Here is a 16,742-nt window from a genome sequence, read left to right on the forward strand (position 1 = left end):
GGAGGTCATGGCGGGACGGCGAAACTCAGGCTCGAGAAGACGGTGTCGAAATCGATGCCGTCGTCGCCGGACAGGGGCGTCGTCCACACGACGTTCAGCAGCCAGTGACCCGGCGGCGGCCGGCGGAACACGACCCGCCCGGCGCCGTCCGTGGTCCGCGCGGCGGCGGGTTGCGCGTCGTGGTCGAGGTCCGTGAGTTTCACCAGCGCGCGCGCCAGCGGACGGCCCTGGAACAAGACCTGCGCGGCCAGCGTGTCGCCGCCGTCCGGATCGGACAGCGGCCGCGCCAGCACGATTTCCAGCGGCAGGCCGACGCGCTTCGTCGCCAGGTCCTGGCTGCCTTCGCCGGGTTCGCCGGCCTGCACGAGGGCTTTCGCCACGCGCCGGTAGCGCTCGATGGCATCCTGGCCCTTTGTTCCGCGCTTGTCCCGCTCGGCCGCCGCCGGCCACAGGCCTTCGTCCTTCACGTAGGCGTTGAAGCGGCCGGCGGGGAGGTGGCTTTGCGCGTTCGCGTCCGTTTCCAGCGCCAGCAGGTGCAGCCCAGCCTCCGCCGGCGCCAGCTTGCCGTCGCCGCGCAGGTCGATGACGTCGCCACCCGGCGTCCACGCCGCGAAGCGCAGGATGCGGCGCGACGGGATCGGCGACGTCCGGCGCGCGTCGCCGTGGCCGACCTGCATGCGCAATGCCGTGCTGGCGCCGACGGCGACGACGAAGCGGTCCGGATTCACCCAGAAATCGTGGGCGCCGGCCCACAGCGGCAGGCACAGCGCGGCAACCGTCAACAGGCGCGCGATCATCGGGGCGCGGCGAGGAACGGGAACACGGTGTCCGAATGCTGGCGGTCGTCCGTGCGCACACCGTCCGTGACGGCATCGTTCGTGCCGCCGGCGAGCAGCGAGCGGTAGACGTTCACGGCGTCGTAGTGCAGGGTGCGGCCGCCGCAGTCGTCGCGCCAGCGCGCGCCGCCCGGCAGCGCGGCCATCTCCACGCCGAACAGCTGGGTGCACGTGGCCGATGCGCTGTTGACCCACAACCGGTCGTCGGCCAGCAACCGCGCCAGCGGCATGTAGCGCTGCGCCGGCGGTGCGGCATGATCGACCATCAACTGATTGCCGCAATGGCCGTCGTAGCCGTCGTACAGCGCGAGCGAGCGCGCGATGACGGGCACGAACTGCGCCGCCGTCTCGGGCGTCGCCGCGTTGTAGGCGAGCTTGTACGCATCCGCTTCCTCGTCGCTGCCCAGGTGGGCGAGCAGGCCGTTGCCCGTCAGCGGCCGGCCCATGCGGTCGATGCGGACGTCGTCGACGGTCGTGTCGGCCCACACGGCCAGCACGGGGCCGCCGCGGTCGAGGAGCGACAGGTCGACCGACAGCACGATGGATGCCGGCGTCCAGCCCGCGAGGAAGTTGCGGGCCGGGCCGCCGTCCGTGTGGCGCCAGCGGTCGAGGATGGCGGCCGTCTGCGCCGGCGTGTACGCGGGACAGCCCGCGGCGTCGCGCGGCACGCCTTGCTTGAGCGTGGCCGCGGCCAGGTCGAACGCGGCGCGCGAACCCTTCACGTTGTTGAAGAACGGGTCGTCGCGCAGGCCGGCGAACAGCACGCTGCGGCCGCTCGCGCTTTTCAGGCCGGCGGGGCGGCCCGGGTCGCCCTGGATCGTTTCGTCGCGGCCGATCAGGCAATCGGCCTGCGTCATCGACGCGAATCGGCAGACGATGTCCGTGCGCGCGGTGGTGTCGGGAAAGCGCGGGCCGCTGTCGACGTGGAAGGCGTATTCGGCGTCCTTGTCGAACACGTGGCCGACGATGGTCATCACGAGGTTGAGCCGGCGGCCGTCGGCCGAGGTCCAGGCGTAGATGTCGCCGATGTCCACGCGCGGGTCGGCGATGACCTGCGGCGAATCGAGATGGTCGGATGCGGGCGCGGCCGGGGCCAGCAGGGCCGCCGCGAGCGCGAGCGCGAGCCGTGCGCGCTTCACGCCGCCGCTCCGCGCGCGGCGTCTTCCAGCGCGCGCATCGCCTGCAGGTACGGGCCGGGACCGTGGCTCAGGCGCGCGACGCCGAGTGCGCGCAGCGTCGCCAGCGGCGGCGTGCCGGCGGCGGCCATCAGGTTGACGGGCAGCGGCGACGCGTGCACGAGCCGTTCGATCAGCGCCGCGTCGACGAGGCCGGGCACGAACAAGCCGTCGGCGCCGTGGGCGGCGTACAGGCGGGCGCGTTCCAGCGTCGCGTCGAGCAGGGCGTCGGTGTGCGCGTCCGGCGCGGCCAGCAGGAAGCCGTCCGTGCGGGCGTTGATGAAGAGCGGAACGTCGAGCCGCTCGGCCGCCGCGCGCGCCGCTTGCAGGCGCGCGGCCTGGTCGATGGCGGGACGCAGGCCGCCGGCATCGTCGCCGTCTTCCAGGTTGCAACCGACGGCGCCGGCGCGGACGGCTTGCGTGACGGTGTCGGCCACGTCATCCGGCGTGGCGCCGTAGCCGCGTTCCAGGTCGGCCGTCACGGGCAGGTCGACGGCGCGCGCGATGCGGCCGATGTTGGCGATGGCCAGGTCGCGCGGCAGTTGCTCGCCGTCCGCGTAGCCGTTGGCCGCGGCGACGGCCCAGCTGGCCGTGGCGATCGCCCGCGCGCCGCCGGCCGCGATGGCGCGGGCGCTGCCGGCATCCCAGCAATTGAACAGGACCAGCGGCGCGCCCGGCGCATGCAGCGCGCGCAAGGCGTGGGCTTTGACGATTTGAGTGGACGTTTGAGTGGACATGGGGACTCCTGCGTTGGTGGAGGCCACAGTGTCGCGATTCGGCGGGGCGGGCTCAATCACCCGCGAGATCATGAAGAATTGATCTCGGAGGTCATGGATTGTGCAGAATGCCCGCCATGCTTGCTACCGTTTAGAAGAAAAACTCCTTGAGGAACAGTCAATAACAATGATACTGTATTGCATCAATAATTTCACTTGAGAAATATCATGCGCGCTGTCCGGCCCATCGTCCTCGCTCTCGCCGTCCTTGGTGGCGGTACCGCCCACGCGGCCGTGCTGAACCTGATGGCACCGGTCGGCGGCGCCAACCTGTACGCGATCCACGACGTCAGCGCGACGTCGAGCGACGTCGAGGGCGCCGTCGTGGCCGGCGGCAACGTCACGATTTCCAGTTATTCGATCAATCACAACGACAAGGATGCGTTCGGTGCCGACGGTTATGCGCTCGTCGCGGGCGGCAACCTGACGTTGCAAGGCGGTTCGATCGAGAACGGCAAGGCCTATGTGGGCGGCACGAGCGCGCTGACCTGGGCCGCGACGCCGGCCATGTCGACGCAGAATCCCGTCGATTTCGCCGCCGCGGCCGGTTATTACAAGGGCGTGGCCGATGCGCTGTCGCACCTCGACCCGACGGGCGCGGTGACGCGCCTGTGGAGCGGCGTCAAGGTGACGGGCGGCGGGCAGGGCGGCGTCGACGTCTTCGACGTGTCGTCGGACCTGTTCGCGAATTCCAGCAGCTGGACCCTGGAACAGCTGGTGCCGGGCCAGACGCTCGTGTTCAACGTGAGCGGCCAGGCCGGGACCTTCAACAACGGCGGCATCAGCTTCGAGCCGCTGTCCGGCTACAACGTGCTGTTCAACTTTTACGAGGCGACGAGCGTCGACGTACGCGGCGTGATCGGCAGCGTGCTGGCGCCGCACGCGACGCAGACCGCGAACTGGGGCGTCATCAACGGCGACGTGATCGTCGACACCTGGTCGTCGACGGTGCAGGTCAATGCGAATCACTATTTCAACCCGGTCGACATCGCCGGGATGAAGCTGGATACCGGTGGGGACACCCCGTCGGGGCACGTGCCGGAGCCGGGCAGCGTCGCGCTGATGCTGGCGGGATTGGCCGCGGCCGGCGTGGCCAGAAGGCGGCACCGCCGGGCCTGAAGGACGGCCGGCAGCGGCCGCGTTACGCCGGCACCGCGATCGCGGCGCGGCGCCCGTGCGCGCGCATCGCGAGCGCCAGCACGACGCCGGACAGCGCGAGTCCCGCCGCCACCCACTGCGGCGACGCATACGAAAATCCCAATGTCAGCGGAATCCCGCCGAGGAAGGCGCCCGTCGCATTGCCGATATTGAAGCCGGACTGGCCCAGCGACGAGCCCAGCATCTCCGCCTCGCGCGAGTGGTCGATCAACAGCATCTGGATCGGCGGACCGAGCGCCAGCGCATTCGCGCCGACGGCGAACGCCAGCACCATCATGACCGGTTGCGACCACGCCAGCAGGGCGTTCATGCACAGCAGGGCGACCATCGTCGTCAACAGGACGATGATGGCGGTGAGGGGCGGCACGCGGTCCGCCAGCTTGCCGCCGGCGTGCACGCCGACCGTCATGCCGACGCCCACCGCGGTCATGATCAGCGGGATGGTGTTGGCGTGGAAGTGCGTGACGTCCGTCAGCAGCGGCGCGATGTAGCTGAGCCAGGCGAAGAAGCCGCCCGTGCCGATCGACGTGATGCCCAGCGCCAGCCATAGGCTCGGCTTGCGGAAGATCCTGAGGTCCTGGCGCAGGCCGGCGCCCGGCGCCGCTTCGAAATACGGCACCAGCTTGTGCAGCATGATCATCGTCGCGAGGCCGATGGCGGCCACGATCAGGAACACGAAGCGCCAGCTCATGTTGTGGCCGAGCCAGGTCCCGGCCGGCACGCCGAGCACGTTGGCGATGGTGAGGCCGGAAAACATGCTGGCGAGCGCGGCCGCTTCCTTGCCCTTGTCGGCCAGCCGGGTGGCCACGACGGCGCCGACGCCGAAGAAGGCGCCGTGCGGCAGGCCTGCCAGGAAGCGGAACAGCAGCATCGTCTGGAAATTCGGCGCGAACGCGGACAGCGCGTTGAACGCCGTGAACATCAGCATGAACCAGATCAGCACGCTGCGCGGCGGACGGTGCGCCAGCATGCTGACGAGCGTGGGCGCGCCCACGACGACGCCGACCGCGTACGCCGAAATCAGATAGCCCGCTTGGGGAATGGAGATGTGCAGGCCGGTCGCGATGTCGGGCAGGATGCCCATCATGACGAATTCCGTCATGCCGATACCGAAACCGCCCAGGGCCAGGGGAGCCAGGCTCTTCTTGATCATTGTCTTGTCGCTTTGTAATGACGACCCGCGCGCTCGCAATGGTCGCGCGGGGAATGCGGGAAACCGGCCATTATGGCGACACACGGCGGGCGAGTCCGCTTTCGAGTCGTGATGTCCGGTATAGCTCCGGATGATAGCGTTATCAGGCCGAGTCCGCTTGCGGGTCCTCGTCGTCCGCGATCCAGCGGATGCGGCCGTTGCCCGACTCGTTCAGGCGGGCGATGAGCGGCGCAGCCTTGTCGTCCGGCAGGTGGAAGGCGAACGAGACGGCATCCGCGTGCTGGACGGCGTCCAGCGTCGCGCCGGCCGCCTCCAGTTCGCGCCGGATCAGGCCCTCGAGCGGGTAGGGCGCTTCGCAGCGCAGGTGGCGTTGGCGGATGATGGGGATTTTCTGCGCGGCCAGCAGCGCCTGGGCCACGCTGTCCGTGTAGGCGCGAACGAGGCCGCCCGCGCCCAGCTTGATGCCGCCGAAATAGCGCACGACGGTCGCCAGTACGCCTTCCAGGTCCTGGTGGCGCAGCACGTCCAGCATGGGCCGTCCGGCCGTGCCGCTGGGCTCGCCGTCGTCGACGGCCGCCGATTGCCCGCCCGCCAGCAGCGCCCAGCATACGTGGGCCGCACCCGGATGCGCGGCCTTGAGTCCCGCGACGATTTTCTGGGCGCCGGCCCGGTCCGGCATCGGCTGGACGCAGGCGATGAAGCGGCTCTTCTTGATGATCAGTTCGTGATGGACGGGGGTGAGGATGGTCTGCGGCATGGGGCGTACAGCTTACTGTATTTCCGCGCAGATCGCATGTAGAAGTAAAACTACATTTGCCGGCCGGATACGCTTGAATTTGGCGATTCATGATGTTACTTTACTACAAAGTACTCAGGGGACATCATGAAGACATGGATATTGGCCATCTCGGCCTGGCTGCCCGCCATGTGGGCGGGGGCCGCGCCGTACGCGATCGAGCACGTGGAACCGCCCAACTGGTGGGTGGGCATGAAGTGGTCCGACCTGCAGGTGATGGTGCACGGCGAAAAGATCGCCGAACTGGAGCCGGCGCTGGCTTATCCCGGCGTGCGCATCGCCGGCGTCGAGCGCACGGACAATCCGAATTTCCTGTTCGTGAACCTGAAGATCGGCGCGACCGCCCGGCCCGGCCAGGTCCAGCTGCAATTCAAGCGCGGCAAGGAGGTCGTCACCAGTTACCCGTATCGGCTGGAGGCGCGGCGCAAAGGGTCGGCCGAGCGCCGCGGCTTCGATTCCGGCGACGCCATCTACCTGATCGTACCCGACCGCTTTTCCAACGGCGATCCGGCCAACGACGACGCCGGGATGCGCGAACGGAGCGACCGCAGCGTCCCGACGAAGCGCCATGGCGGCGACCTGGCGGGCATGCGGGCGCAGCTCGACTACATCCACGACCTCGGGTTCACGATGGTCTGGCCCACGCCGCTATTGGAAAACAACCAGGCGGCGTACTCGTACCACGGCTATGCGCTGACCGATTACTACAAGGTCGATCCGCGCTTCGGCAGCAACGAGGACTACCGCAACTTCGTGGCGGCGGCGAATGCGCGCGGCATCGGCGTCATCCACGACGTCGTGCTGAACCACATCGGCACGGGACATTGGTGGATGCATGACATGCCGTCGTCCGACTGGATCAACCACGGCAAGACGTTCGTCAAGACGAACAACCAGCACACGGTGGCGCAGGACATCCACGCGGCGCCGGAAGACAAGGCGGGCTTTTTCGACGGCTGGTTCGACGCGTCGATGCCGGACGTGAACCAGAAGAACAAGCTGGTGGCCCGCTACCTGATCCAGAACACTCTGTGGTGGATCGAGTACGCCAACCTGTCCGGCATCCGCGAAGACACGTATTCGTATGCCGACCCGGCCTTCCTGAACGACTGGAACCGCGCCGTGTTTGCGGAATACCCGCACCTGAACGTCGTCGGCGAGGAAATGGACGACAGCCCGTACATGGTCGCGTATTGGCAGAAGGGCGTCTTGACATCCTCCCCCGCCTAAAGTCGGGGGATTCCTACGGCGCTCACCGCGACATCGAGCCGGGATGAGTCGCTTCGGTGGGCTCCTGCTGCTGGCGGCTTTACCGCACCGCTCACTTCACAGGCTAACCGGGCGTGTCCCGCCCTTAAAACATTGATCGCGCCGACGACATCGGCGTTTTCCTCGAAGCCGCAGTCCACACACTCGAACCGTGCTTGTGTCTGGCGGTTGTCCGCCGACACGTAACCACAGCAAGGGCAGGTGCGGCTCGTGTTCCGCGGCGGGACGGCGATGAGATGTCCGCCGTTCCATGCCAACTTGTAATCGAGCTGACGCCGGAACTCGAACCAGCCTTGGTCGAGGATGGATTTGTTCAGGCCGGACTTGGCCCGAACGCTTCTTCCCGGCGCATCCGCCGTGCCTGCCGCCGACTTGGACATATTCCGCACCTGCAAGTCCTCGATACACACCATCGCGTGGTTTTTGCTGATCGTGGTCGTGGCCTTGTGCAGGTAGTCGCGGCGGGTGTTGCCGATGCGGGCGTGGATACGTTGGACTTTGGCTTTCGCCTTCTTCCAGTTGCTGCTGAACTTGGTCTTGCGACTCATGGACTGCTGCGCCTTGCGCAATGCAGTCCCATGCCGCTTAAAACTGTTGAGTGGCGCGTAGAACGTGCCATCGGAAAGCGTGGCGAAGCGGGCCACGCCCATGTCGATACCGACCGCTTCGCCTCGTGGGATGGGTTGTTCGACCTCCCTTTCGGTCTGGATCGCGATGAACCACTTGCCGCCGCACTGGCTGACGGTAACGTTCTTCACGGTGCCAAGCACGTCCCGGCTGTTGCGGTAGCGCAGCCAGCCCAGCTTGGGCAGGAAGATGCGGCTGTTGCCATGATCGAGCTTGATCTGTTTTGGATCGGGATAGCGGAAGCTGTCGCCTTGTCCCTTCTTCTTGAAGCGCGGGAAGTCGGCCCGCTTGGCGAAGAAGTTGGCGTAGGCCCGTTCCAGGTCCTTGAGCGTCTGTTGCAGAGGATGCGTCGGAGCATCTTTGAGCCACGGCGTTTCCGTGCCGTTGCGCCACTCGGTGAGCAGCTTGCATAGCCCCGCGTAGCCGAGCTTCTTCTCGCCCCGCTCGTAGCGTTCCTTCTGCACCGCCAGCGCCTTGTTGAATACGAAACGGCACGATCCGGCGCAGCGGCGCATGTCGCGCCGCTGCTCACCAGTCGGCATCAGTTCGTACTTGAAGGCTTGGAGCCGTTGCATGTCCTCAGTATACTTTGGTCTATGAAGGCCGTTTCCAGCCGAATGATCCGCAAGAAGAACCACCCGAGCATCCGCAAGAAGCTGTGGTGCGGTGCGCTGTGGTCGCCGTCCTACTTCGCCGGTAGCTGCGGCGGTGCGCCCATCGAGATCATCCGCCAGTACATCGAGCAACAGCAGACGCCACACTGACCGCCCAAAGGACGCCTACGGCATCCGCGCCATTCTTCCCCGGCCTGAAGGCCGAGGCTTGTCGCGCACCAGGTCAACCGCGACGGCTATCGTTCCGGCCTGCCGTCCGTGATGGACTTCCCGCTCGTCGACGTCGCTCCCAAGGCGTTGACGGCGCCGGAAGAGAGCGGCCAGGGCCTCATCAGGATCTATGACACCATCGCGGCCGACTTCCTGTACGCCGACCCGCTGAAACTGATGGTCTTCCCGGACAACCACGACCGCCCGCGCGCGCTGGCGCAACTGGACGGCAACGTCGACCTGTTGAAGACGGACCTGATCCTGATGGCGACGACGCGCGGCATCCCGCAGATGTTCTACGGGACGGAAATGCTGATCCAGGGGCCGAAGGAGCGCAACGACGGCGTGCTGCGCGCCGACATGCCGGGCGGCTGGGCGGGCGACAAGGTCAATGCGTTCACGGGCGCCGGCCTGTCGGAGGCCCAGCGCGACATGCAGCACCTCGTGCGCACGCTGTTCAACTGGCGCAAGACCAGCTCCGCCGTCAAGTACGGCAAGCTGACCCACTACATCCCCAGCGACGGCCACTACGTCTACTTCCGCCACGACGGCAAGCAGACGGTGATGGTCGTCCTGAACAAGAATCGCGCGGCCACGCGGCTGGACCTGGCGCGCTTTGCCGGCATGATCAAGGGTGCGCGCCAGGGCAGGAACGTGCTGACCGGCGCCACCGTCGACCTGCGCGCGCCGCTGGCGCTGCCGGCGCTGACGTCGGCCGTGATCGCGTGGTAGCGCTTCAGTCGACGGCGCAGGCGCGCGTGCGCGCCTCGCCCAGCATCTCGCCGATCTGCGCGGCCGGGCAGGGGCGGCCGTACAGATAACCCTGCGACTTGTCGCAGCCGTTCGCGCGCAGGAAGTCGCTTTGCTCCTGCGTCTCGATGCCCTCGGCCACGATCTCCATCCGCAAGCTGCGCGCCATCGCGATGATGGCGCGCGTGATGGCCGCGTCCTCCGGATTCTGCGGCAGGCCGCGCACGAAGCTCTTGTCCACCTTCAGGGCGCGCACGGGGAACGTCTTCAGGTAACTCATCGACGAATACCCCGTGCCGAAGTCGTCGATCGCAAGCTGGATGCCGGCATCCGTCAGCGCGTGCAGGCGATCGAGGATGTCGGTGGAGGCGTCCATCAGCATGCTCTCCGTCAGTTCCAGCTCGAGCCATTCCGGATCGACGCCGACCTCGCGCAAGGTCGCCAGTACCGTGACGACGAGGGCGCTTTCCTTGAGCTGGCGGCCCGACAGGTTGACGGCCACGCGCAGCAGGTGGCCCTGGTCGCGCCAGTGTTTCAGGTCGCGGCACGCTTCGCGCAGCACCCATTCGCCGATCGGCACGATCATGCCCGTGTCCTCGGCGACGGGAATGAAGTCGCTCGGGCTGACCATGCCCAGTTGCGGATGGACCCAGCGGATCAGCGCTTCGACGCCGACGATGTCGCCGCTCCTGAGGTCGACCTGCGGCTGGTAGTGCAGCACGAATTCGTCGCGCTCCAGCGCGCGCCGCAGGTTGGTGTCGAGCTTGAAGCGCTTGTGCGCGTCGTCGCGCATGCTGGGCGTGAACATGCGCCAGGCGTTCTTGCCGCCGTTCTTGGCGTAGTACATGGCCGTGTCGGCGTATTTGAGCAGCGCGTGCATGTCGGTCGCGTCGTCCGGATAGATGCTGATGCCGATGGACGCGCCGATGTGGATGTCGTGGCCGTGGATGTGGATCGGGTCGGCCAGCTTGGCCAGGCATTTTTCCGCGATCTTCGACGCCACGCCGGTCTGCCCCACGTTCTCGATGATGATCCCGAATTCGTCGCCGCCGATGCGCGACAGGACGTCGCCGAAGCGCAGCGTCTCCGACAACCGGCGCGACACGAGGCGCAGCAGCTCGTCGCCGATGTCGTGGCCGAGCGTGTCGTTGACGGTCTTGAAGTTGTCCAGGTCGATGAACATCAGGATCGTGCGCTCCTCGAACTTGCGCGAGCGCGCGATGACGGCTTCCAGCCGCTCGTTGAAGAAGTGGCGGTTGGTGAGCTGGGTGACGGGATCGTAATGCGCCAGCCGGTCGAGCTTGATCTCGATGCGCTTGCGCTCGTTGATCTCCGCTTCCAGTTCCCGTTCGCGCTTCTGGATGCGGTCGAGCATGCCGTTGAACGTGTGGGCCAGCAGGCCGATGTCGGCCGCCGGCGGGACCTCGGCGCGCAGCGAATAATCGCCCTGGCGCGAGATCTGCTGGCTCACCGCCGACAGCGCGAGGATCGGCGCGGTGAAGTAGCGCTGCAGGCGCGACAGCGCGAAGTACGACAGGCTGAGCAGGGCCAGCATCACGGGCAGCGCCAGCGCCAGGTACAGCGCGAGCTGCTGGTACACGCTCGTCACGCTGCTTTGCACGACGAGCGTGCCGAGGCGCCGGTTGCCGACCTGGATCGGGCGCGTGACCTGGATGCCGCGATAATCCAGCACCGTGTCGGGTGCATGCGGATCGCGCGCGGCGGTCCGCGTGTCGGGGTCACGCGTGAAGTTGACGAAGCGCTTGCCCTGGGCGTCGTAGGCGACGGCGGATTGCACGTCCGGCGCCAGGCGCAGGGCGGACAGGATGTCGCCGGCCGCTTCGGCGTCGGTAAAGGCCATGGCCGCCGTCAGGTTCTCGGCCACCATCGTCGCCTGCGATTGCGTCTGCCGGATCAGCGCGGCCGTGAAGAAGTACAGCTGGATCCCGATCAGGAACAGCGTCGACAGGAACATGACGCCGCCGCTGGTGACGAGATAGGTCCATTTGAGCTTGGTGCTCAGTGCTTGCCGGTTGATCCATTCGATGAGTCGTTCCATGCTTTCCGTCCGCCATGGCCGTTCGTGTCAATAAATGGCGCGCGCCAGCCGCAATACTTTCGAGCTGACCGCGACGCCGGCGCCGCGCGCGGCGGTGCCGTTGAATTCGAAGGCGATGCGCCTGTCGTCCAGATACAGTTCCAGCATCACGCCCTTGCGCGCCGCCCCGCGCGTATCGGCGATCGTCATCACGCCGGCCTTGCGCGCGCCCTCGGCGAGCGCCGCCATGTCGTCGGCTTCGGAGGCGCTGATGTACAGGATGTGGCATTGCATCAGCGCTTCCGGCCCCGAACGCGGATAGAGGACCGTCAGGCGCGCGTTCCCCAGCGGCTTGCCTTCCAGCGCGGCCAGCGCGCTGCCGAACGGGTCGCGCCCCAGCACGCACAGGCGCGCGACGCCGTTCATGTTCGGCAGGCTGCTGAACTGCGCGATGTTGTAGATGAACGCGGCCTTGGCCGCGTATTCGTCGGCCGCCTGCGCCTGCGCCTGCATGTGGACGGCCGCCGCCAGCAGCGCGCAGCACAGGGGCAGGAGGGGCACGAACCGGCGCAGGCGCGCGAGGCGGGCGGGCATCATCGTCAGAATTTGACCGTCGCCACGACACGCCAACTGCGCCCGTCCTGCCCGATGGCGTTCAGGTGGCGCGGCGGCGTGCTGTTGTCGAAGTGTTCCTCGCTCGCGGAATCGGCATAGCGCTTGTCGAGGAGATTGAACACGCCGGCGGACACCTCCACGTGCGAGCCGATCATGGTGCCCACGAGATTCAGGTCGACGACGCCGAACCCGCCGACCTCGCCCCCCAGCACCGTGCGGCGCCGGCTCGTGAAGCGGTACGCGGCGGCGGCGCGCAGATGCTCGCCGAGCGGCGGCAACGCGTAGTTCAGCTTGAGCAGCCGGCGCGGCGAATTGGGCAGCCAGGCACCGTTCGCGTCGTTGCGCGCCGACTGCACGTTTGCGCTGCCCGTGAGCGCGCTGCCGTCCTCGCGCAGCCATTCCGCCTCCAGTTCCACGCCCGTGGCGCGCGCCGCGTCGATGTTCGAGAACACCAGGAATCCGGTGTTCGGGTCCGTGGCCAGCGCCAGCATGTCGCGCATGCGGTACTGGAACACCGAGGCGGTGGCGCGGAAGCGGTCGGTCGGGAAGTAGTCGGCGATCAGCTCATAGGTCTTGATGCGCTCGGAGCGCAGCGTGGGGTTCGCCTTGTAGTCGAACGTGTAATAGCGCTCGTAGGCGTTGGCGGAGCGGAAGGCGGTGCCGTACAGCGCCTTGAGCGTCACCTGGCGCGCCGTCTTGTAGAGCAGGGCCACGCGCGGGTTCGTCGTGGCGCCGCCTTCGGAATCGACGTCGTGGCGCACGCCCGTGTTCAGGATGACGCTTTGGCCGACCCGTATCTCGTCCTGCAGGTAGGCCGCCGCCTGCCGCTTGGGATGGGCCACGTCGAGGTGGAGGGCGTACGGATCGAGGTCGTAGTTCCCCATCTCGCGCTTGCTGTCGCGCACGTATTCCGCGCCGGCGATGATCTTGTGGCCCGACACGGCGCTGCTGATGATGCGCACCTCCGCGCCGCTGGCGAGGCTCTCGGCCGTGTCGACGTTCCTGGTCGTGCCCTGCGCGGGCGGCTCGGTCACGTTGACGCTCCGGTAGCGGTAGCGGGCGACGTTCACGCCGGCGAACACGTCGAGCGTGTCGGAGACGGCGCGGTGCCAGGACAGGGCGGCGCCCGCGTATTGGTCCAGCGTCCACGGGCGCGGATCGTTGAACTGCTGGCCGTAGGATGCGGTCGGGATGCCCTTCGTGCGGCTGCTGACATAGGCTTCCGCGACGAAGCCGCCCGCGCCCAGCTTGGCGAACAGCCGGTGGTAGCGATCGTAGTCGAGACCGACGGCGACACCGTGGTTGCTGGCCGCGTCGTCGAATTCGGGAAAGTACAGGTTGCGCCCCGGGTTGTCGTACGCGGAGGCGCCGAGCAGCAGCTCGACGCCGCCCGGCGTACCGCGGCCGTATGCGGCGCGTTCCTCGCGGCCGCCGTTCGAGAACCGGCCCTCGCTGGTGGTCGTCCCCTGGACTGCCCCGCCGCTTTTCGTGATCACGTTCACGACGCCGAAGAACGCGCTGCTGCCATAGATCGCGGAACCGGGGCCGGGCACGAATTCGACGCGCTCGATCAGGGCGAGGTCGATGGGGAATTCGGTGCCGATGGCGCCCTGGTCGTAGACGACGTCGTTCAGCCGCCGGCCATCGATCAGGATCAGCAACCGCGTGTTCAGGTCGCCCGGCGTGCCCAGGCCGCGGATGTTCGCGTAATTGTAGTTGCGGTCATAGGATACCGTCATGCCGGGCACGCTTTGCAGCACGTCCGTCAGGGTGCGGTAGCCGCGCAGGCGGATGTCTTCCGCCGTGATGACCCACACGGACGACGGCGCTTCGCTGATCTTTTGCGGAATCTTCGACGCCGTGACGACATCGAGATTGAGCAATTGCTCGAGCGGCATGGCGTTCAGGTCGGGACTCTGCTGCGCCAGTGCGCCGGCCTGGAGCCCGGCGGCCAGCAGGCCGAGTGCGCGCGACAGGTGACGGGACAGCGGCGTTACCTTGTTCGACAACATGACAGGTCCTTGACGGGAAGCAGCTTGCCTGCGGTGCGGACGGATGCGCAGGATTGTTACGGGAACATTGTTTTGCGTTAACAGTGTGCCCGAGCCGCCTAGTGTAAGGACCTGCAGACGTGCATTTGTTGACAAGAACCAATTAATTGTCGAATGAACTTAATTGGGTAACGTTCGAGCGGAAGGGGTGTCGACGCGGAAAGCGTGTTTCCCAGGCTTGGCGCCACGTAACAGCCAGGCGGCGGCGATGAGGTTCCAGATCGCCTGCACCAGCAGGATGCCGACGACCACCGTCTCCGTCATGTGCGCGCCGGCGGCGACGACGGCCACGCCGGGCAGTACGCCGGTCGCCAGCCCGGCCAGCCCGGCATTGCGCGCAGGTCCGGCATCGCGCACCATGGCCAGCGACCACGCGACCGCCGCCAGCGATTGGCAGACCCACGCCACGCGCGCGATGTCCGTCAGCGCGACGCCCGCCAGCGCCTGGATCATCCAGTAGCCGACCCGCACCGCCTCCGGCGATTTCGTGGCGAACAGCGCCGCCACGTCGGTGCTGATGAAACCGTCGATGGTGGTCGCGACCAGCATCAGCATGCTGCCGGCGGCGTAGGCGATCAGGCCGGCCAGCACCGGCGCGCGCCGTAGGTCGAGGCGTTGCGACAGCACGGTAAAGCCGAACATCAGGCCGCCGATGCAGGCCATCGCCACGATGTGCACGAGTTGGTGCGATCCGCGCAGGCTCACCATGCTTTGCAGGATGGCCAGCGGGTCGCTTCCGCTGGCCGACGAGTCGAGCGCCACGGCGGCGATCGATGCGAGCGCGGACAGGGCGATGGTAATGCCCGCGCAGCGCGCGGTGGAATCGGATTCTTGTTCTTGACGGGCAGTCATGCGTGCATCCTTTCAGTGAGTAACCGCACGGCGGTTCGCGTGCGGCATCCACTGTCGGGGACGGGCTTGTCGCCCGCATGTCGGCTCCGTAAAGATGTGTAAAGTTCAGCGCATCCGCGGCAGCGTCACGCGGAAGCAGCAGCCGCGCGCGCCGTTCGGCAGGCAGTGCGCATCGCCCCCGTGACGGCGCGCGATCTGGCGCACCAGCGACAGGCCGAGGCCGACGCCGCCGGCCGTTTCGCTCGCGCCGGCGATCCGGTAGAACGGCTCGAAGACGCGCTCGCGTTCGGGCGCCGGAACCCCGGGCCCGCCGTCGCAGACGTCGAGCCACAACGCGCCGTCGCCGGCGGTGGCCAGGCGCGCTTCGACGGCGGAGCCGGCGCCGTAGCGCACCGCGTTTTCGAGGAGGTTGCGCACCATGCGCCGCAGCAGCTTCGGGTCGCCCATCGCCGTGTGCGCGCCCGCCTGCAGCGCCGCGCCCACGCGCGCGCATTCCTCGGCCAGCAGGCCGGTCAGGTCGACTTCCTCGGGTGGTTGCATGGCGACGTCGACGGCGTCGAGGCGGCTGGCGAGCAGCACCTCGTCGATCAGTTGATCGAGCTCGGCGACGTTGCGCCGCAGCTCGGCGCCGATGGCGGGCGCCGCCTGCTCCGCCATCAATTCGGCGGCCATGCGGATGCGCGCGAGGGGAGAGCGCAGTTCGTGCGACGCATTGGCCAGCAGCGACTTCTGCGCGCCGACCAGCGCCTCGATGCGTGCCGCCGCGTCGTTGAAGCTGGCCGCGAGCCGCGCCACCTCGTCCTCGCCTTCCACCGCCACGCGCGTCGCGAGCTGTCCGTCGCCCCACGCTTCCACGCTGCGCTGCAGCCGTTCGAGGCGGCGCGTCAGCCGGCGCACGACAGGGTAGGCGCCCGCCGCGACGGCCAGCGCGATCGCGACGAGCAGCACGACGAAGCCCAGCGCGTGCATGCGCGGGCCGACGATCGCCAGGCCCGCGCGGGCCGGATCGAAGCGCAGGTGGGCGAGACCGAACAGCAGGGCGGCCGTGACCAGGCTGGCCAGCAACGCGAAATAGAAGCGTACGAACAGGCGCTGCCCCGGGGCCACCTCACGCATCGTGCACCTTGGCGAACACGTAGCCGACGCCGCGGACGGTGATGATGCGGCGCGGCTGCTTCACGTCGTCCTCGAGCGCGGCGCGCAGGCGGCCGATATGGACGTCGATCGAGCGGTCGAACGGATCGAATGCTTCGCCCTTGACGGCGTCGAGGAGCTGCTCGCGCGACAGCACGCGGCCGGCCCGTTCCGCCAGCGCGACCAGCAGGTCGAACTGGTAGGCGGTCAGCGCGCGCGCCGTGCCGTCGAGCCGCGCGACGCGCGCGCCCAGGTCGATGTCGAGACGGCCGAAACGCAGCACGCGCGACGCCGGCTCCGCCGCCAGCGGCGGACGGCGCAGCACCGCGCGCAGCCGCGCCAGCAGCTCGCGCGGTTCGAACGGCTTGGGCAGGTAGTCGTCGGCCCCGATTTCGAGACCGACGACGCGGTCGAACGGATCGCCTTTCGCCGTCAGCATCACGATCGGGATCGCGCGCAGCGGCGGGGCGAGCGTGCGGATCCGACGGCACACGTCGAGGCCGTCGGCATCCGGCAGCATCAGGTCGAGCAGGACGAGCGCGACGGCGTCGCCGTCCGCCTCCAGCACGGCGATGCCTGCCTGCGCGCTGGCGGCATGCCGCACCTCGAAACCGTGCGGCGCGAGATAGGTCGCGACCATGCCGGCCAGGCGCTCGTCGTCTTCGATCATCAGGACTTGCTGGACCAT

The 16,742-nt window shown here is 67.8% G+C and carries 15 protein-coding genes and 1 pseudogene; 4 read left to right on the forward strand and 12 right to left on the reverse strand.

The window, feature by feature from the left end; all coding sequences use genetic code 11:
• Positions 1-5: 5 nt before the first annotated feature.
• From ISF28_RS13270 to ISF28_RS13280, 3 genes are read right to left on the reverse strand one after another with little or no spacing between them, the layout of a single operon-like run.
• Positions 6-797, reverse strand: coding sequence for a DUF4198 domain-containing protein (locus ISF28_RS13270; RefSeq protein ID WP_198117652.1), 792 nt, complete (start codon positions 795-797; stop codon positions 6-8).
• Entirely contained in the window at positions 794-1,975 is a 1,182-nt protein-coding gene (locus tag ISF28_RS13275; protein ID WP_198117653.1) for a DUF4331 family protein, read from the reverse strand. Before ISF28_RS13275 ends, ISF28_RS13270 begins: the two co-directional genes overlap by 4 nt.
• Positions 1,972-2,748, reverse strand: a complete 777-nt coding sequence (locus ISF28_RS13280) for an isocitrate lyase/PEP mutase family protein (RefSeq protein ID WP_198117654.1) — start codon at positions 2,746-2,748, stop codon at positions 1,972-1,974. Before ISF28_RS13280 ends, ISF28_RS13275 begins: the two co-directional genes overlap by 4 nt.
• Positions 2,749-2,955: 207 nt before the next feature.
• On the opposite strand from ISF28_RS13280, the gene ISF28_RS13285 reads away from it, so the two are divergent.
• Positions 2,956-3,906 (forward strand): choice-of-anchor A family protein, encoded by a 951-nt coding sequence (locus ISF28_RS13285; protein ID WP_198117691.1) that lies wholly within the window; start codon positions 2,956-2,958, stop codon positions 3,904-3,906.
• 22 nt (positions 3,907-3,928) lie between these two features.
• Here ISF28_RS13285 and ISF28_RS13290 read toward each other — a convergent pair whose 3' ends face one another.
• Complete coding sequence (locus ISF28_RS13290; protein WP_198117655.1) at positions 3,929-5,098, reverse strand: MFS transporter; 1,170 nt, start codon at positions 5,096-5,098, stop codon at positions 3,929-3,931.
• Between the two features lie 142 nt (positions 5,099-5,240).
• Positions 5,241-5,855, reverse strand: coding sequence for an IMPACT family protein (locus ISF28_RS13295; protein WP_198117656.1), 615 nt, complete (start codon positions 5,853-5,855; stop codon positions 5,241-5,243).
• Between the two features lie 126 nt (positions 5,856-5,981).
• Here ISF28_RS13295 and ISF28_RS13300 point away from each other — a divergent pair, with 126 nt between their 5' ends.
• A complete protein-coding gene (locus ISF28_RS13300) occupies positions 5,982-7,124 on the forward strand; it encodes an alpha-amylase family glycosyl hydrolase (RefSeq protein WP_198117657.1) in 1,143 nt (380 codons plus the stop codon).
• Here ISF28_RS13300 and ISF28_RS13305 read toward each other — a convergent pair.
• Positions 7,121-8,365, reverse strand: a complete 1,245-nt coding sequence (locus ISF28_RS13305; protein WP_198117658.1) for an RNA-guided endonuclease InsQ/TnpB family protein — start codon at positions 8,363-8,365, stop codon at positions 7,121-7,123. The genes ISF28_RS13300 and ISF28_RS13305 overlap by 4 nt on opposite strands.
• Here ISF28_RS13305 and ISF28_RS13310 point away from each other — a divergent pair.
• Positions 8,366-8,554, forward strand: a pseudogene (locus ISF28_RS13310) (transposase); the annotation flags it as partial.
• 111 nt (positions 8,555-8,665) lie between these two features.
• Complete coding sequence (locus tag ISF28_RS13315) at positions 8,666-9,346, forward strand: cyclomaltodextrinase C-terminal domain-containing protein (protein ID WP_198117659.1); 681 nt, start codon at positions 8,666-8,668, stop codon at positions 9,344-9,346.
• Positions 9,347-9,350: 4 nt separating this feature from the next.
• Here ISF28_RS13315 and ISF28_RS13320 read toward each other — a convergent pair whose 3' ends face one another.
• The 6 genes from ISF28_RS13320 to ISF28_RS13345 all read right to left on the reverse strand — a co-directional run bounded on the left by ISF28_RS13320 (position 9,351) and on the right by ISF28_RS13345 (position 16,742).
• Positions 9,351-11,423, reverse strand: coding sequence for a putative bifunctional diguanylate cyclase/phosphodiesterase (locus ISF28_RS13320; RefSeq protein WP_198117660.1), 2,073 nt, complete (start codon positions 11,421-11,423; stop codon positions 9,351-9,353).
• 27 nt (positions 11,424-11,450) lie between these two features.
• Positions 11,451-11,999, reverse strand: coding sequence for a YfiR family protein (locus tag ISF28_RS13325; protein ID WP_229519062.1), 549 nt, complete (start codon positions 11,997-11,999; stop codon positions 11,451-11,453).
• A gap of 2 nt (positions 12,000-12,001) precedes the next feature.
• Positions 12,002-14,029, reverse strand: coding sequence for a TonB-dependent receptor plug domain-containing protein (locus tag ISF28_RS13330; protein WP_198117661.1), 2,028 nt, complete (start codon positions 14,027-14,029; stop codon positions 12,002-12,004).
• 159 nt (positions 14,030-14,188) lie between these two features.
• A complete protein-coding gene (locus ISF28_RS13335; RefSeq protein WP_198117662.1) occupies positions 14,189-14,920 on the reverse strand; it encodes a hypothetical protein in 732 nt (243 codons plus the stop codon).
• Positions 14,921-15,025: 105 nt separating this feature from the next.
• Positions 15,026-16,036, reverse strand: a complete 1,011-nt coding sequence (locus tag ISF28_RS13340) for a HAMP domain-containing sensor histidine kinase (protein ID WP_198117663.1) — start codon at positions 16,034-16,036, stop codon at positions 15,026-15,028.
• On the reverse strand, positions 16,029-16,742 hold the full coding sequence (locus tag ISF28_RS13345) for a winged helix-turn-helix domain-containing protein (RefSeq protein WP_198117664.1): 714 nt from the start codon (positions 16,740-16,742) through the stop codon (positions 16,029-16,031). The genes ISF28_RS13340 and ISF28_RS13345 overlap by 8 nt, the downstream gene beginning before the upstream one ends.

The sequence above is a fragment of the Massilia rhizosphaerae genome (assembly GCF_016093545.1).
GTDB classification, from domain to species: Bacteria; Pseudomonadota; Gammaproteobacteria; order Burkholderiales; family Burkholderiaceae_D; genus Telluria; species Telluria rhizosphaerae.

Excerpts from the sequence above, each read along its gene's own strand:
- ISF28_RS13335 (WP_198117662.1), bottom strand. The coding sequence starts at position 14,920 with ATGACTGCCCGTCAAGAACAAGAATCCGATTCCACCGCGCGCTGCGCG.
- ISF28_RS13315 (WP_198117659.1), top strand. The coding sequence starts at position 8,666 with ATGGACTTCCCGCTCGTCGACGTCGCTCCCAAGGCGTTGACGGCGCCG.
- ISF28_RS13280 (WP_198117654.1), bottom strand. The coding sequence starts at position 2,748 with ATGTCCACTCAAACGTCCACTCAAATCGTCAAAGCCCACGCCTTGCGC.
- ISF28_RS13330 (WP_198117661.1), bottom strand. The coding sequence starts at position 14,029 with ATGTTGTCGAACAAGGTAACGCCGCTGTCCCGTCACCTGTCGCGCGCA.
- ISF28_RS13295 (WP_198117656.1), bottom strand. The coding sequence starts at position 5,855 with ATGCCGCAGACCATCCTCACCCCCGTCCATCACGAACTGATCATCAAG.
- ISF28_RS13300 (WP_198117657.1), top strand. The coding sequence starts at position 5,982 with ATGAAGACATGGATATTGGCCATCTCGGCCTGGCTGCCCGCCATGTGG.
- ISF28_RS13270 (WP_198117652.1), bottom strand. The coding sequence starts at position 797 with ATGATCGCGCGCCTGTTGACGGTTGCCGCGCTGTGCCTGCCGCTGTGG.
- ISF28_RS13290 (WP_198117655.1), bottom strand. The coding sequence starts at position 5,098 with ATGATCAAGAAGAGCCTGGCTCCCCTGGCCCTGGGCGGTTTCGGTATC.
- ISF28_RS13320 (WP_198117660.1), bottom strand. The coding sequence starts at position 11,423 with ATGGAACGACTCATCGAATGGATCAACCGGCAAGCACTGAGCACCAAG.
- ISF28_RS13325 (WP_229519062.1), bottom strand. The coding sequence starts at position 11,999 with ATGATGCCCGCCCGCCTCGCGCGCCTGCGCCGGTTCGTGCCCCTCCTG.
- ISF28_RS13345 (WP_198117664.1), bottom strand. The coding sequence starts at position 16,742 with ATGGTCCAGCAAGTCCTGATGATCGAAGACGACGAGCGCCTGGCCGGC.
- ISF28_RS13285 (WP_198117691.1), top strand. The coding sequence starts at position 2,956 with ATGCGCGCTGTCCGGCCCATCGTCCTCGCTCTCGCCGTCCTTGGTGGC.
- ISF28_RS13340 (WP_198117663.1), bottom strand. The coding sequence starts at position 16,036 with ATGCGTGAGGTGGCCCCGGGGCAGCGCCTGTTCGTACGCTTCTATTTC.
- ISF28_RS13305 (WP_198117658.1), bottom strand. The coding sequence starts at position 8,365 with ATGCAACGGCTCCAAGCCTTCAAGTACGAACTGATGCCGACTGGTGAG.